Origin of the sequence: Butyrivibrio sp. XBB1001 (assembly GCF_000424505.1) — a bacterium.
GTDB lineage: Bacteria > Bacillota > Clostridia > Lachnospirales > Lachnospiraceae > Butyrivibrio.
On the sequence record NZ_AUKA01000006.1, the window covers coordinates 1 to 16,199 of the forward strand.

Sequence of the window (16,199 nt, forward strand, 5' to 3'; positions counted from 1 at the left end):
TTAAAACAGCTAACTTTATCATAGATACAGCCGTAATGTACAATGCTGACACCATAGTTTTTGAACACTTGGACCTTGCAGGTAAAAAGCGTGGCTCTAAGAAACAAAAGCTCCATATGTGGAAGGCAAAGTACGTGCAATCTATGGTAACAGACAAGGCTCACAGACTTTGTATGAGGATATCTCATATTTGCGCATGGGGAACATCACAACTTGCTTTCGATGGCAGTGGCAGAGTTCTTCGAGGTAAGGACGCAGATATGCCAACATATAGTTTGTGTAAATTTCAAAATGGCAAAACATACAACTGTGATCTTAACGCTTCGTATAATATAGCAGCCCGCTATTATATACGAGAAATTTTTAAATCCTGTTCGGTGACGGACAGGTTGGACATTGAGGCTAAAGTCCCTCAGTGCTCTAAGAGAAGCACCTGCACGTTGGCTGACCTTATTAGCTTAAATGCGGTCTTAGACAACATATTAGTTGCCTAAGTACTGAGTTTTAGCCGTATGGACAGAAACGCAGTCCGATGCCCTAAAAGGCAACCACAACGTAGATTGTGGCAATAGGAAGCACGCGACTTTAGTCGTGTGAGGCTTCACTATTTGATTTCAAGTCCAAAGTAAGACATTCCTAATAAAATATACAGTCCATAGGATTCATCACTAAACAAAGCGAAATCGCCATGATCATTATATTCTGTGGTGCCCTTGTTCATATAACACAATTTATTTTTATAATCGATCATCCAAATATCATCATTACCAAATACACTGACATTATAGTAGTATCTGGTAGTAGCTCCATTTAGTATTCTTACGTAGTTAAGATCAACCTGCATATCAGAAAAGTTAACTGCAAATGTCAATGCATACATAAGTGACTGTGCCAGATATACATCATCGGCTGCCCCAAGACTGCTGTCTACTATGTCTGCTGCCAGGACTTTATAAAACAGTTCTCTATCAAGTTTCCCTACTGAACTTGGAAGTTTTGTATCTACATAATCACAGAACTCGCTTAACTTTTTGTCACGAATAAGTGTATCTCCATTGAGCTTACCATTAGGAACAAAGATATATTCATCAGTGCCCATATAAGCTGTAGCAAATTCATATTCCATTTTGCCATAGCCAGAAAAATCTGTCTCTGCATAGCCCTTAGCATCAACCTCAGCAAATTCAGTGGATGTGCCATCTGTTTTCTTCATTGTGGAATATCCGCCAGAAGAAGCAGGAACAGTATTCTGATCATCAGTAGTAGCGTCTGTACCAGATGCAACTTCTACCTTGTCCTGGTCACCATTGTTATTATCAATCTCGTTTATTTCATCCGGTTCCTCAGTAGAAGCAGCCGCTACGCTCACTGGTGCTGGATCTGGTTCTGCTCCTGAACTCTTATTGCCTCCAAGGAGGGATGGCAAATGAGTATATCCATAGGTAATACCACCCAGAATTGCTACGCAAATTGCAATTGCAAGAATCCCAGTTCCCATTTTCTTGGGCTTTACTACTGGGTTGTTGTATACAGGTGCATTATAAACCGGCGTGCTATAAGCCTGCGCTCCATAAGTTGAAGTTCCATATGTTCCTGTATTATAAACGTTTGAATCCGTATACTGGTAAGATGGTGTTACAGGAGAAGCCTGCTGCGCATTGTTATAATATGCACCAGCCTGCGAATTATCATAAACAGATCCGCCATAGTTATTTCCATACCCTGTATTTCCATCATTCCCGCCAGTAACTGCCTCTCCGCAATTTGTGCAGAAGGTCTGTCCCGGTAATATTTCAGCCCCGCAATTTGTACAAAACATTTTTCATACCTCCCTGTGTTCTTACCTTTTATACACTTAAAATCCCAACAATGTTTCACAATATTTTTATTTTTTCTATGAATCATAATATAAATATTTGTATGATATACGAATTGCTCCATAACTTCGTTATTGTCGCAATTCTACAACCATTCGGAAATCGCTAATTTACTTCGTAAATTGCTTTTTCCTCATGTTTGTTCGGGTCATGAAGTCAAATTGCTTAACATGCAAGCATGTACGCAATTGTGACTTATGACGCCTATATCATACAAAAAGGTTCTCGCATCAACAATCATGCGAGAACCCTATCATTTACTCCTCGGAAGTATCTCCAACCGGCTTACCACCTGTTGCGAGCCACTTAAGGTATGCATTGATAAATGGATCAAGCTCACCATCTAAAACACCATCTGCGTTAGAAGCCTTAAAGCCTGTACGTGTATCATTGACCATAGTATATGGCTGAAGGACATAAGAACGAATCTGGCTGCCCCAGGCATTATCCATAACTTCTCCACGGATACCTGCTAGCTTGGCTGCCTGCTCTTCCTGCTTCATGATAAAGAGCTTGGCCTTCAACATCTGCATAGCCTTATCCTTATTCTGGAACTGAGAACGCTCATTCTGGCAGGCAACAACTACGCCTGTAGGAATATGAGTGATACGAACAGCTGATGATGTCTTGTTGATATGCTGTCCGCCTGCACCACTTGAACGATATGTATCAATTCTCAGATCATCTGGATTGATCTCGATATCAATATCTTCCTCAATATCTGGCATTACATCACAGGATACGAAAGATGTCTGTCTCTTAGCCTGCGCATTGAATGGGCTTATACGAACAAGTCTGTGTACGCCGTGCTCTGACTTAAGAAGTCCATAAGCATTTGTTCCTGAAATCTGGAATGTAACTGACTTGATTCCTGCCTCATCACCATCAAGAAGATCTAAAACTTCTGTAGTAAATCCCTTTCTCTCTGCCCATCTTGTATACATTCTATAGAGCATTGATGCCCAGTCACAAGCCTCTGTACCGCCTGCTCCGGCATTAAGTCTGAGGATTACATCATATTTATCATAAGGCTGATTAAGAAGGTTGCTGATACGGATATTCTCAAGAGTCTCTTCAAACTCATCAAGCTCAGATCTGATCTCAGCTGCCATATCGTCATCATCAACGCCCTCTGCATTCTGCATATCTATAAGGTCGATGATATCTGTATACTGATTGTTAAGTCTCTCGATATCAGCTACAAGGTCCTGCATATTCTTGAGATCCTTGGTCTTCTTGTTGGCCTTCTCAGCGTTATCCCAAAAACCAGGCTCTTCCATTTCTCTTGAGAGCTCTTCAATTATCTTTTTCTTTGTACCAAGGTCAAGAGAAGCTGTAACCTCATCAAGAGTACCCTTCAGGTTCTGAATCTCAACCTTCATCTGATCTAAAACTACCATAAATCTCTCCTATTAACTTACTTAGACCCTGCCGTGGCAATTCTTGAACTTCTTGCCACTTCCGCATGGACATGGATCATTTGGATATACCTTAGCTTCCACTCTCTTGACAGGAGCCTTTGCAACTGAATCATCCTTGTTAGTTCCAGTAACCTTGGCAACCTGCTCACGCTCTACTCTCTCTTCGATATGAACGTGGAACAAGAGTCTTACTGTATCCTCTCTTATTGCCTTGGTCATGTCATCAAACATCTCATAACCAGCAAGCTTGTACTCTACCTTAGGGTCTCTCTGACCATAAGCCTGAAGTCCGATACCCTGACGGAGCTGATCCATATCGTCGATATGATCCATCCACTTTCTATCAATAACCTTAAGAAGGATAACACGCTCAATCTCACGGATTGTCTCTGGCTCTGGGAACTCAGCCTCTTTAGCCTCGTAGAGCTTGACAGCCTCTTCCTTGAGCTGCTGTGTAAGACCGTTCTTGGTAAGATTATCAATACGTCCTCTGTTGATCTTCTTGAGAGGAATTGTAGGAAGAAGGAGTTCGTTAAGCTCAGCAAGATTCCAGTTGTCTGGATCTGACTCCTCACCTACTACTGTCTGAACATCAGCTTCTACAATATCTGTGATCATCTTGTAGATAGAATCGCGAAGTGATTCTCCATCAAGAACCTTCTTACGCTCTGCATAGATGATTTCTCTCTGCTCGTTGTTAACCTGGTCATACTCAAGAAGGTTCTTACGTATGCCATAGTTGTTGGACTCAATCTTCTTCTGGGCTGATTCAATAGCCTTTGAAAGTGATGAGTGCTCGATTTCCTGTCCATCAGGAATCTTAAGTGCGTTGAACATTGAAATAAGACGCTCTGAACCAAACAGACGCATGAGGTTATCTTCCAGTGAAAGATAGAACTTGGATTCACCTGGATCTCCCTGACGACCAGCACGTCCACGGAGCTGATTGTCAATACGTCTACTCTCATGTCTCTCTGTACCAATTATCTTAAGACCACCAGCTGCTCTTGCATCCTCATCAAGCTTGATATCGGTACCACGACCAGCCATATTAGTAGCGATTGTAACAGCGCCCTTTCTACCAGCCTCTGCAACAATCTCAGCCTCCATCTCATGGAACTTGGCATTAAGTACCTGATGCTGGATACCTCTCTTCTTGAGCATCTTGCTGATCTCCTCAGAAGACTCAATAGTGATAGTACCTACAAGTACAGGCTGACCTTTCTCGTGGGAAGCTACAACAGCATCGCAGATAGCATTAAGCTTCTCTTTCTTGGTCTTATAAACAGCATCCTGATGATCAATTCTGATAACAGGTTCGTTTGTAGGGATTTCAATAACATCAAGTCCGTAGATATCACGGAATTCTCTTTCCTCTGTAAGAGCTGTACCAGTCATACCGCACTTCTTCTCAAACTTGTTAAAGAAGTTCTGGAAAGTAATAGTAGCAAGAGTCTTGGACTCTCTCTTAACCTTAACATGCTCTTTAGCTTCGATAGCCTGGTGAAGACCATCTGAATAACGACGGCCTGGCATTACACGGCCCGTAAACTCATCGACAATAAGAACTTCATCATCCTTGACAATGTAGTCATGATCCTTCTGCATAAGGTTATTTGCACGAAGGGCAAGGATAATGTTGTGCTGGATCTCAAGGTTCTCAGGATCAGCAAGGTTCTCAATACGGAAAAAACGCTCAACCTTGGCAACACCCTGTGCTGTAAGGTTAACTATCTTATCCTTCTCATTGACAATAAAGTCTCCAGTCTCTTCTCTCTCAATGCCCATGATGGCATCCATCTTGGTAAGGTCTTCCATATCCTCACCACGTGTCATCTGCTTGGCAAGAATGTCACAAGCCTCATAAAGCTTAGTTGACTTGTCGCTCTGTCCGGAAATGATAAGAGGAGTTCTCGCCTCATCAATAAGGATTGAGTCAATCTCATCGATGATAGCGTAGTTAAGGCCACGAAGAACGCACTGTTCCTTGTAAATAGCCATATTGTCACGAAGATAATCGAAACCAAGTTCATTATTGGTAACATAAGTAATGTCGCAGTTGTAGGCAGCGCGTCTCTCTTCTGAAGACATGCTGTTTAATACAACACCTACAGTAAGACCAAGGAATTCATGGATCTTACCCATCCACTCAGCATCACGCTTGGCAAGGTAATCGTTGACTGTTACAACATGTACACCCTTACCTGCAAGAGCATCAAGGTATGAAGGAAGAGTAGCCACAAGAGTCTTACCTTCACCAGTTCTCATCTCAGCGATTCTGCCCTGATGGAGGATAACACCACCAATAAGCTGAACCCTGAAGTGTTCCATTCCAAGTACTCTCTTACCAGCCTCACGAACTACTGCGTAAGCCTCTGGCATGATATCATCCAAAGTCTCTCCATCAGCCAGTCTCTTTTTGAACTCTTCGGTCTTGCCCTTAAGTTCCTCATCAGAAAGCGCATGCATCTGTGGCTGCATAGCCTCAATAGAATCAACAGTGCTGCGAATTCTCTTAAGTTCTCTCTCACTATGTGTTCCAATAATCTTGTCTATAATACTCATTTTATACTCCTGAAAAAGGGTAGACTAACCCAATATTTTAGCAAAAGTCCGTTGTACATTGTAGCAGATTTGGGCCGTCTTTTCAACCTTATCATTCCGAAAGAAGTCTAGCCAGAACATCAACTGTTCTCTGCATTTCCTCCTCTGTATGTTCACTTGAGATAAAGAACCTGAGTCTCGCTTCCTCCTCAGAAACAGCAGGGTAAACAATAGGCATTACATTGATACCCTCTTTGTACATCTTCTGGGAAAGAACCATGCACTTATTAGAATCACCAATTATACATGGAACTACAGCTGTTCCCTGGGCAAGTCCTGTATCAAGTCCTTTTTCCTTCATGGCATTCAGGAAGAAATCGCTGTTGTGCTTGAGCTTTGTAACAAGTTCTGGTGTCTCTTTTAATATCCTTATAGCTTCAAGAGCTGCTGCCGCATTGGCTGGTGATATTCCTACGCTAAACATGAAGCCGTCAGAAGTATACTTAAGGAGTTCAACTATCTCTTTTGATCCAGAAATATATCCACCGCAGCTGGCCAAAGACTTACTCATGGTTCCCATCCACATATCAACATCTTTCCTGTCAATGTTGTAGTAGCTTCCAACACCGCGTCCACAATCTCCAATGGTTCCAAGAGAATGGGCCTCATCTATCATCAAAAGACATCCATATTTCTTTTTAAGTTCCACAAGTTTTGGAAGGTCGCAGATATCGCCATCCATACTGTAGATACCCTCTGCCACAATAAGCACTCTTCTGTAATACTTTCTAACGCGCTTAAGTGAATCCTCAAGGGACTTCATATCATTGTGCTTAAAGCTCATTCTCTTTGCGCCAGATAAGATACAACCTGTGATCAAGCTGTTATGGGATAAGCTGTCATGCAAAATAAGGTCCTGAGATGACACTACTGTACTGATGGCACTTACATTTGTTGTGTAACCACCGATATAAACAATTGTATCCTCTGTTCCAAGGTACTCAGTGATAGTATTTTCAAGCTCTCTGTGAAGGTCTATCTCTCCGGAGATCATACGACTTCCAGAAACTGAAGTTCCATATCTTGCAACAGCCTCCTGAGCTGCCTTTTTAACTCTTTCATTACCATTAAGGCCTACGTAGTTGTATGTTGAATAGTTTATCTTCTCGCCTTCATCAGTCTTTATGACATCCTTGGGAACACCATAATTTACCTTGTAGTATGGATTTACAGGAAGGTTCATAAGTCTGTTGTGGATAGCCTTATATTCATCAAAATCAGTAACGCATGTCTCTGTCACAACCTCTGACTGAAGGCCATCATTGGCATCGCTGTCTGCACTTTCATCTGCCTGTCTATAAGATGCCTCATCCACAAGGCTCTCTGGGATTGTATTTACTGCCTTGGCTCCGCTATTTTCAACAGCCCTTACAAGGTCTTCAATTGTTGCATTCTCAGCAGAAGCTGCCTCTACCACGCGCTGAACCTGGTCATCGTCAAAAGAGAAAATGTTTGTAAGCTCAGCTACGATCTCACCCATCATGATAGAGTCAATTCCAAGGTCAAACTGAAGCTTGTCAGTACTGTTAAGAGAAGGTACAGGATAAGCTGTAACTTTGGATAAAGCATTATATACGATTCTGGAAATACTGCCTTTTCCTGCCATTTTCTCTTTTGCATCTGTCCTGTTCTTTATAATTTCTGATGCATCGCCCTTCTTTTCCATTTTCTTCTGTTCAAGTTCTGCCTCGAACTTTTTAGTGAGCATGTAATATCTTACTTTTCCACTTGCTGTCTTTGGAAGCTCTGCATCAAACACAACCCTCTCACAAGGGATGTGAAGTGCAGAAACTACGGCTCCCTTTATCTCTTTTGCAAGGTTTTCATTTTCTTCGCCCTCTACAGCTATGTAGAGTTTTTCTGTATCAGAAATACAGTCGTGAACCTGGAAGGCAGCAACTGTCTTGCCCATGAGGCCTTCTGTCTTACTCTTTACTGTAGCCTCAATATCAGATGAGAAGTAATTTCTGCCATTTATAATGATCATTTCCTTGCGGCGACCGCTGATGAAAAGCTGTCCCTTATAGATAAATCCAATATCTCCAGTATTAAGGATATTGTTTGTTCCAAGGATATCTGCAGTTGCCTCAGGATTTTTGTAATAGCCCTTGGTTACGTTTTCACCGCGGACCATAATATTTCCAACAAAACCTTCAGAAAGTTCCTTGCCTTCGTCATCACAGATAAGTACTTCATTACATGATATAGGCTTTCCGCAACCAATGATAAGTCTTGCACCGTCACTCTTTTCCTCGCCAAAAACCTTATCTCCTACTGCTGCATCTGATGCAACATGGCATGAAATCTTGCCTCCATGAGGGTCACAAAGAGTTACTGTAACTGTAGCCTCAGCAAGTCCGTAAGCTGGAACCACTGCGTTCTCCTTAAAGCCATAAGGAGCAAGTGTCTTGTAGAACATATCACAGCTTGCCACAGAGACTCCTTCTCCAGCACAGATAACTGCCTTCATAGAGCTAAGATCAAGGCCTTCGTAATCATCCTCATTAAAGCTCTTGGCAATAAGATTCATTGCAAAGGTAGGCATTGGCGAAAAGTTAGCTCTGCACTCTGATACGGTCTTGGCCCAGATCATAGGTTTTCTAAGGAAGGTATTAGGCATCATGCACAACTGGTTGCAGCCAAATACTATAGGTATCATATGCATTGCAAGCATAGCAAAATCATGTGAAAGAGGAAGCCAGTTAAAAGCATAATCTCCATGCTCAAGCTCTATTCTCTCAGCAGTTGAAAGAGCGTTAGCTGCAATGTTTTTATGGGTTAATAAAACGCCCTTTGGATTTCCTGTTGAGCCAGAAGAAAACTGCAGCATAGCAGTATCTTCTTCGTCTAAACCATCACCAGTAAATTCCAAATAGTCAATACTTACGCTTTCATCAGCCTTTTCATAATCCTCTGGAACAAATACCTTCTGCTCCATAGTGCCCTGGAAAGCAGGTGCCATGGTCTTGTCAGCAAAAATATAGTCAATTCCAAATTCCTTACAAAGTGCCGCAATTGCAGGAATGTGTTTCTTAACATCTGGATTAATTGGGTAAAGAGCTGGTGTTGCCCCTAAAAGGAGGGCTCCCCAGTATCCCATATATGTGTAAAGAGGTGTTGCTGACTGGATCAGGATAAGGTCTCCTTTTTTAACACCTTCATTTTTGTAGCTTCTTGCCATTTTAGCTGCCTGCATATACAGCTCTTTATAAGTCATAGTAATCTTGTTTTCAACCAGAAAAAGAGTCTTCTGCGATGTTTCTTTTGCCCTCTCTATCAGGTAATCTCTTAGTACTTTCATTTTTGGCTCCTTTCATTTTCATATCTCTTACATTCAAAAAAGCAAAGAGAATAATAACAGATGCGCAAACAAAATAAAACCATAATTTTGTCGAAATAAAATTACAGTTCTCGTATTGTTATACGAAAAAAAGACCCGAAGGTCTTTTTTCCTTTTCAATATGTATACTAATCCACTTTTGCCTGATTTTATAGGGCAAGATAATTAATATTTCTGAGCCTGTTCTTCACCAGTCATTACGCGGATAGCGCCCTGAGCAAGTGCAAGAAGTTCATCCTCACCAGGATATACTGTAACTGGGCAGATCCAGTCAACACGCTCTTTGATAGCATCAGTGATAACCTGACCATAAGCAATACCACCAGTAAGAATGATCTGATCAACCTTACCCTTAAGTACTGTAGCGCAGGCACCGATGTTCTTGCAGATCTGGTAAATGAAAGCTTCACGAACAAGGATAGCCTTCTCGTTGCCTTCCTCGCACATCTTGTTAACTTCTCTCATATCGTTAGTTCCAAGGTATGCGTTCAGTCCGCCGTAGCCAACAATCTTCTTTTTCATCTCATCGTATGTGTACTTGCCTGAGAAGCACATATCTACAAGAGCCTTAGCAGGAATGCCGTTGGCTCTCTCTGGAGAGAATGCACCATCACCGTTAAGTGCAGCATAAACGTCAACCATCTTGCCGTTCTTATGAACACCTGTAGATGTACCACCACCCATGTGAACAACAATTACGCTGATCTCGTCATATTTTTTACCAATTTCCTTGGCATATCTACGGGCAACTGCCTTCTGGTTAAGAGGGTGATCAATTGAAACACGCTCAATCTCAGGAACACCTGAAATACGAGCAACTGGCTCCATCTCGTCAACTACTACAGGGTCAACAATGTATGATGGAACGCCGATTTCATCGCCAATCTCTCTTGCAAGGATACCGCCAAGGTTAGATGCATGCTGACCCTGAACGCCCTTTCTAAGATCCTCAAGGAGGGCATCTGTACACTCATAGGTGCCGCCTGGGATAGGACGAAGAAGTCCTCCACGTCCAACGATTACGTTAAATGACTTGATGTCGATGTTTTCTTTTTTAAGGAAATCAAGAATGATATTCTTACGGAAATCCTTCTGGTCGATGATTGAAGCATAGCTTTCAATCTCTTCTGTGCTGTGTCTTAAAGTCTCCTCTTTAACAAGAGTCTCGTCCTCAAAGATACCAACCTTTGTAGATGTAGAACCTGGATTAATAATTAAGCTCTTTATCATGATTATTCCCCTTCTGTCAGATTCCTCTGACCATGTATATTTAAGTCCCTTAGATCAAAGGATTCCCTTTTTCTTATCTTCTGCAACTACGGCTGCAAGTGCGATTGAGTTAACCTTAACCTCAACTGAATCTGATCTTGATGTAAGGATAACTGGTGCCTTGGTTCCTGTAAGGATGTTACCGTTCTTGACTGTTGCAAGTCTTACAATAGTCTTGTATGTAAGGTTTCCTGCGTGGATATCAGGGAAAAGAAGGATATCTGCATCACCTACGATCTTACGATCAAGAGCGCCTGCCTTGTGCTTGGCAGCTTCAGGATCGATAGCAAGGTCCATAGAAAGAGGTCCGTCAACGATACAGTTCTTGATCTCGCCTTCTTCGTTCATTCTTGTAAGCTCTGCTGCCTCTACTGTTACAGGCATCTTAGGGTTAACAACTTCTACAGCTGCAAGTGGAGCTACCTTAGGGCACTCAACGCCGCAAGCTCTTGCAACATCTACTGTATACTCAATTATGACTTTCTTGTCCTCAAGAGTTGGGTATGGCATGAATGCAACGTCTGTAAGGAATAAAAGACGGTCAATGCCAGGAATTTCAAATACACAAACGTGTGAAAGTGGACGGCCTGTACGAAGTCCAACTTCCTTGTCAAGAACGCTCTTAAGGAAATCCTTGGATTCAAGTGAGCCCTTCATATATATATCAGCCTTACCATCGTGAACAAGAGAAACTGCTGTACGTGCTGCCTCGATTGTGTCCTTAACATCAATGATCTCATAATCAGCTGGGTTCATGGAAAGCTCGCCCATGATCTTCTCAATCTGTTCCTTGTCACCAACAAGGATTGAATCAACGATTCCTCTCTCCTTGGCAACCTTAACTGCCTCAAGTACGTGTGAGTCCTGAGCTACTGCTACAGACATTTTCTTGGTCTCTGCTGTCTTAAGCTTAGCAAGGATATCATCAAAGTTCTTACTCATCTTACAAAACCTCCATATATTATTGGTTATTCAATATCAATCGCCATATGACAAAATTTTAACACTCCACTATATATTTTTCAAGACACTATTAAATAAAGGCTTTCTTTTCAAATTCATCTGCTGGAAGTGCTTTGGAGAAATAATAACCCTGAACCAGATCGCAGCCTCTTTCCTTGAGGAAGTCAAGCTGAACCTTTGTTTCAACGCCTTCTGCCACGACTGTAAGCTTCAGATTCTTGGCTATATCAAGGATAAGTTCAACCATGCGGCTGTCCTTTTCCTCTTTTCCTATATTGCGAATAAAGCCCATGTCAAGCTTCAAGATGTCTATAGGCATAGAAGTCAGCAAGTTAAGTGACGAATAGCCCGTGCCAAAGTCATCCATTTCGATAATAAAGCCTTTGTTTCTAAGGCCACCTATTACCTTTATGATCTGGTCCTCATTGCCAGTATAGGCAGACTCTGTAAGTTCCAGATGAAGTAAATCTCTGGAAAGGCCATTGTCCTGAGTAATCTTATCAAGAACAACTTCAAGCTCCGGATCAAAGACATCAATCCTTGAAAGATTCACAGAAATAGGATATGACACACCATATTTTTCCTTCCAGGCTGCAATCTGCCTGGCTACTTCGCTCCATACATATTTATCCAAAAGGCCGATCAGATTATTCTTTTCAAAAAGATTTATGAATACACCAGGAGATATCATTCCAAGCTCTGAATGTTCCCAGCGGATAAGCGCCTCTGCACTCTTTAACACCGGAGGATCCACCTGGATGTCGTACTTGGGCTGGTAATATACCTTAAACTCGTGGTTTTCAAGTCCTCTCCTGATATCGTTAAGAAGTCTTTGCTCCTCGAGCTCTTTTTTCCTCATCTCTTCACTAAAGACCATAAGCCTTGAGTGATGTCCGCCCTTAGTCATAGCACAGGCAGTCCTTGCCCTGTCTAGAAGCTGTACTGGTCCTATATCTTTTTGCCAGGGCATTACGCCCATTCTAAGCAGGATAACTACGTTCTCAGCTATATTGTCAAGCTTCTTCTGGGTCCTATCAAACAGAACCTGGTAATCATCTGTATGACGGCAATAAATATTGAATCTGTCAGCCATGGCTCTACAGGCTATTCCATCATTTTCTCTGAGAAAAGCTGTGATCTCATCACCAATTGTTTTAAGTACCCTGTCGCCAAATTCCCAGCCATACAAAGCATTTATCATGTGAAACTGCTCAACATTAAGAACTATGGCATCGCGTTTCTCAGCTGGATGCTCTTTAAACATTCTATCTGCATAAGCAAAGAAATAGTTTCTGGTATAAAGGCCAGTAACCGGATCATGCTCAGTTTCAGAGATAAGTTCCTGTCGTTCATTGGCACGCTTATCAGAACGCAGCGCTAAAAGCAGCAAGATCAGGATTACTAAAAGAACTACAGCAAGAACCAAAAGAACACTTTTATAATTATCTTTTAGAAAATCCCGGAAAGTGATTTTATCTTCCCCTGCATAATACTTATAAAAATATCCCTCTACCTTATGCTCTGTGCCTACGTTTGCTGTTTTATTCAATATTGAAAAAAGATCTATATCGCTCCTGTTTACTGCTATTGAAAAAGGTATGTCCTGAGCAGTAGTTCTAAGAGATAAGTTATATCTTCGTCTCAAAGCTTCCGTTCTGTTTAACCGATAGCTTGCAACCATGGCGCAGTCTGTATTTCCATCTACTGTACTCTTATAGCATTCTTCTAAGGTATCATAATAGGTAATCTTCCAATTAGGGAATTTTTCTTTTATAAAACTATCAAAATTTATATTTCCCTTTAAGAGAGCAACTCTTGTATCGTCTGAACTGAATATATCCTTGGCCCTATCACCCACAGTGGCGTATACCTCTGTCCTCATGATAGGATTAGTCAAAAGAATATCCGTTTCATCACAATCTGAAGGAGAAAGGAAAAGCGGAAATACAGCGTCAATCTCTCCGTTTTTAAGTCCATTTAAAGCGTCTTCTGTCGTATCATAGGCTACAGGCTCAAAAGCAATATGCCCATTTTTCATACAAGTGCCTGCATACTTAATATAATCAGCAAAAGCTCCATATAATTCGCCATCCTTCTGGGTACAGAATGGCAGATAATCGTCCCTGTAGCCTATCCTTATAGGACCATTATCCTGTAGCCACCTTAGTTCAGATTCTGTCAAAAAAGTGCTAGTACTTACAGGAAATATATATCTTTCGTATAGTCTCTGATTATAGAGAGGATCCTCATTCCTTATACGGAGAATGGCCTGGTTAAGGTCATTTAAGAGATCTGGTCTTTCTTTGTTAACAGCAAAATAGTAGTCTGATTCCCCAATATTAAAAACAGGAAGGCAGACTTCATCATTGCCCATAGCATCATAATATATATATGCATCAAGTTCCCCATTTTTAAGTTTGTCGAAACTTTCCTTAATGGAATAGCCCGACAAATCAGGGATTTCTATAGTAAGTCCATTATCTTGCGCCCATCTTTCGAGAAGCTCCTTGGACAAAGAATCTGGTACAGCACCGATTGTTGCATTTTCAAATGTACTAATGTCACTTGGGTCAAGCTTTGTATTCCCAGCCACAATATACATATAATAGGTTTCAGATCCCATGGGCATAGAAGGAAACAGCACCTGGCCGGCCCTTTCTCTTTTATATGAAACATCGCTCAAAAGGTCTATTTCACCATTTTCAAGCATATGATAGAGTTCATCCCAGTTTCCCTCTACATACTCATATTCCCAATTGGAATACGCTGCTATTCTCTGCTGATATTCATAGGCGAGGCCACCGCGTTTGCCATTAGCATCGTAGTAGCAATATGCCGACTCATACCAGCCAACTCTTACTTTCTTTTTTTCAGGTACTCCCGCATAAGATACAAGCGAAGGTAAAAGAGCGCACAAAATCGCTAGGCAAGCCACTAATGCAATAAGCCTTGAAGCCTGCCTAAAATTTTTCCTCATGCAATTGTATCTGAAACGTGCTTTCGCCATTGTTATACCGACATTTATACAAAATTAACGATGTGAGAAAATATACATCAGTATGAATATATTATTACGTTTAAATGATAACACTTTATGTGTATCAAATTTATTAAACTGGCATAAAAAAACCTTAAAAGAATATGATAAAATACCTATATAACAATCTCTTTTGGAGGTATTTTTATGGGTAAGGTTTTTCATGTAGACAAGCAGATTGCCAACAAGAATGTTGAAGATTCAGTAACTGAATGGACCAAGGTTGTTCAGTATGGCGATATCAATGCTGAGAACAGGCTCTTTGGTGGCAAACTCATGAGCTGGATAGACGAAGTGGCAGGAACTGTTGCTATCAGGCATTCAGGAAATCCTATTGCTACTGCAGCTATCGACAATATGCAGTTCAAGCAGGGAGCTCTTTTAGGCGATGTTCTTGTTATTATTGGAAAAATTACATATGTTGGAAAGACTTCAATGGAAGTCCGTGTAGATACTTACGTTGAAGATGTTAAGACTGGTATGAGGCATGTTCTGAACAGAGCATATCTCACAGAGGTTTGTATCGACAATGACGGTACTCCTTGTACAGTTCCTTATGGTCTCAACGTAAAGACAGAGAGTGAAAAAGCTGAGTGGGAAGGAGCTATAAAGAGAAGGGAACTTCGCAAGCAGCGCAGAATGGAAGGATTCTAAATTAATAATTTAAACAATAAATAAGGTCTGGCTCAGCGTCATCTACAGCAAAATGCGCAAGATAATGCACGTTTTCGCCTAGCTGACTGCTGAGCCAGACTAATTTTTTGCCGGATATTTATATTCCGGGCGTTTTCTTTTTTCAGAGTGGCTGATCAGTCGATGTCTGCTGCGATATCGATGTTCTCGCCTGTAATTCCTACCCAGGCGCCGTCTTTTGCTTCACTTGCCTCAGCGTGTGCAAGGAGCCACTTGTTAGTAGCTGTGAGCATTCTATCTTCCTGGTTTCTAGCGTCAAACTCAGGCTTACCTACATTTGTTCCCTTTGGAAGTCCTACAAGTACCTGGAATCCTGAGTCTTTGTGAGCCTGACAAGGAGCATAGTGAAGTGCTGTTGCATAAACTTCGATCATTGTTCCTGCTGGGCAGAAGAAAGCCTTAACCTTGCTGGAATCAAGCTTGTAGTCTACGATTTCTTCTCTCTTGGCAAGAAGGAGGATAAAGTCTGTTGAGCCAAGGTTAATCTCTGATGAGCGATGATACTCAAGGCAGTTGAGCTTGGTGTTATGTCCATTGCACCATCCAAACTGCATAGGTGATCCACCAAATAGGCTGTTTGTGATAGAATCAGCTGCTGCAAGGCTCTGAAGTGCAGGCTCTTCTGCAACGTAGTCTGTTCCCTCAGGAACTGGAGTGTGTGCCTTGAGTACGTCGACAATTGCCTTTTTTTCTTCTTCGTAGCCTTCAATTATTCTTCCATAGTTTGTGAACTCTGGATCTGTGACATTATATATTTTCATACCTTCTCCTTTCGGGCTAAAGCGCCCAATTAAAATCTTTTTACCTATCCCCTATGATATTCCCCACAACAATAATTTTCCTATCACATTACAACTTATTCTGCGCAAAATTTGCTATGGTGGCAGCCGAAAGTTCATTGGCCCGTTTATTGGCTACGCGGAAGAGACTGGCTGCGTAAGTGAAAATGGCTACGCAAAGGGGCTGGCTCATCGCCAGGACGGCGAAATGTGCAA

At 41.6% G+C, this 16,199-nt stretch carries 9 protein-coding genes and 1 pseudogene; 2 read left to right on the forward strand and 8 right to left on the reverse strand.

Annotated features, from left to right (window positions below; translation table 11 throughout):
- A pseudogene (locus tag G631_RS21115) lies at positions 1 to 494 on the forward strand (IS200/IS605 family accessory protein TnpB-related protein); the annotation flags it as partial.
- Positions 495 to 604: 110 nt separating this feature from the next.
- On the opposite strand, the gene G631_RS0106495 reads toward G631_RS21115, so the two are convergent.
- The 7 genes from G631_RS0106495 to G631_RS20080 all read right to left on the reverse strand — a co-directional run bounded on the left by G631_RS0106495 (position 605) and on the right by G631_RS20080 (position 14,451).
- Complete coding sequence (locus G631_RS0106495; RefSeq protein ID WP_026488760.1) at positions 605 to 1,819, reverse strand: zinc ribbon domain-containing protein; 1,215 nt, start codon at positions 1,817 to 1,819, stop codon at positions 605 to 607.
- Positions 1,820 to 2,134: 315 nt separating this feature from the next.
- The gene (prfB, locus tag G631_RS0106500; RefSeq protein ID WP_026488761.1) at positions 2,135 to 3,277 is read right to left on the reverse strand and encodes a peptide chain release factor 2; all 1,143 of its coding nucleotides are present in this window, start codon (positions 3,275 to 3,277) and stop codon (positions 2,135 to 2,137) included.
- Between the two features lie 21 nt (positions 3,278 to 3,298).
- Positions 3,299 to 5,863 carry a preprotein translocase subunit SecA gene (secA, locus tag G631_RS0106505; RefSeq protein ID WP_026488762.1) on the reverse strand — a complete coding sequence of 855 codons (2,565 nt, stop codon included), beginning with the start codon at positions 5,861 to 5,863 and terminating at the stop codon, positions 3,299 to 3,301.
- A gap of 91 nt (positions 5,864 to 5,954) precedes the next feature.
- Complete coding sequence (locus G631_RS20075; RefSeq protein ID WP_051196950.1) at positions 5,955 to 9,203, reverse strand: aminotransferase class I/II-fold pyridoxal phosphate-dependent enzyme; 3,249 nt, start codon at positions 9,201 to 9,203, stop codon at positions 5,955 to 5,957.
- Positions 9,204 to 9,407: 204 nt separating this feature from the next.
- The gene (gene buk / locus G631_RS0106515) at positions 9,408 to 10,472 is read right to left on the reverse strand and encodes a butyrate kinase (protein WP_035789451.1); all 1,065 of its coding nucleotides are present in this window, start codon (positions 10,470 to 10,472) and stop codon (positions 9,408 to 9,410) included.
- A 54-nt stretch (positions 10,473 to 10,526) separates the two neighbouring features.
- Positions 10,527 to 11,453 (reverse strand): phosphate butyryltransferase, encoded by a 927-nt coding sequence (gene ptb, locus G631_RS0106520; protein ID WP_026488765.1) that lies wholly within the window; start codon positions 11,451 to 11,453, stop codon positions 10,527 to 10,529.
- A gap of 91 nt (positions 11,454 to 11,544) precedes the next feature.
- Complete coding sequence (locus G631_RS20080) at positions 11,545 to 14,451, reverse strand: EAL domain-containing protein (RefSeq protein WP_051196952.1); 2,907 nt, start codon at positions 14,449 to 14,451, stop codon at positions 11,545 to 11,547.
- A gap of 207 nt (positions 14,452 to 14,658) precedes the next feature.
- On the opposite strand from G631_RS20080, the gene G631_RS0106530 reads away from it, so the two are divergent.
- Positions 14,659 to 15,165: an acyl-CoA thioesterase gene (locus tag G631_RS0106530; protein WP_035789453.1), complete on the forward strand. Its 507-nt coding sequence runs from the start codon at positions 14,659 to 14,661 to the stop codon at positions 15,163 to 15,165.
- A 155-nt stretch (positions 15,166 to 15,320) separates the two neighbouring features.
- On the opposite strand, the gene G631_RS0106535 is transcribed toward G631_RS0106530, so the two are convergent.
- The gene (locus G631_RS0106535) at positions 15,321 to 15,965 is read right to left on the reverse strand and encodes a DUF4867 family protein (protein ID WP_026488767.1); all 645 of its coding nucleotides are present in this window, start codon (positions 15,963 to 15,965) and stop codon (positions 15,321 to 15,323) included.
- Positions 15,966 to 16,199: the final 234 nt, after the last annotated feature.

Bases quoted from the DNA above. Each gene is read 5' to 3' on its own strand.
- G631_RS0106495 (WP_026488760.1), bottom strand. From the start codon at position 1,819: ATGTTTTGTACAAATTGCGGGGCTGAAATATTACCGGGACAGACCTTC.
- prfB (WP_026488761.1), bottom strand. From the start codon at position 3,277: ATGGTAGTTTTAGATCAGATGAAGGTTGAGATTCAGAACCTGAAGGGT.
- secA (WP_026488762.1), bottom strand. From the start codon at position 5,863: ATGAGTATTATAGACAAGATTATTGGAACACATAGTGAGAGAGAACTT.
- G631_RS20075 (WP_051196950.1), bottom strand. From the start codon at position 9,203: ATGAAAGTACTAAGAGATTACCTGATAGAGAGGGCAAAAGAAACATCG.
- buk (WP_035789451.1), bottom strand. From the start codon at position 10,472: ATGATAAAGAGCTTAATTATTAATCCAGGTTCTACATCTACAAAGGTT.
- ptb (WP_026488765.1), bottom strand. From the start codon at position 11,453: ATGAGTAAGAACTTTGATGATATCCTTGCTAAGCTTAAGACAGCAGAG.
- G631_RS20080 (WP_051196952.1), bottom strand. From the start codon at position 14,451: ATGAGGAAAAATTTTAGGCAGGCTTCAAGGCTTATTGCATTAGTGGCT.
- G631_RS0106530 (WP_035789453.1), top strand. From the start codon at position 14,659: ATGGGTAAGGTTTTTCATGTAGACAAGCAGATTGCCAACAAGAATGTT.
- G631_RS0106535 (WP_026488767.1), bottom strand. From the start codon at position 15,965: ATGAAAATATATAATGTCACAGATCCAGAGTTCACAAACTATGGAAGA.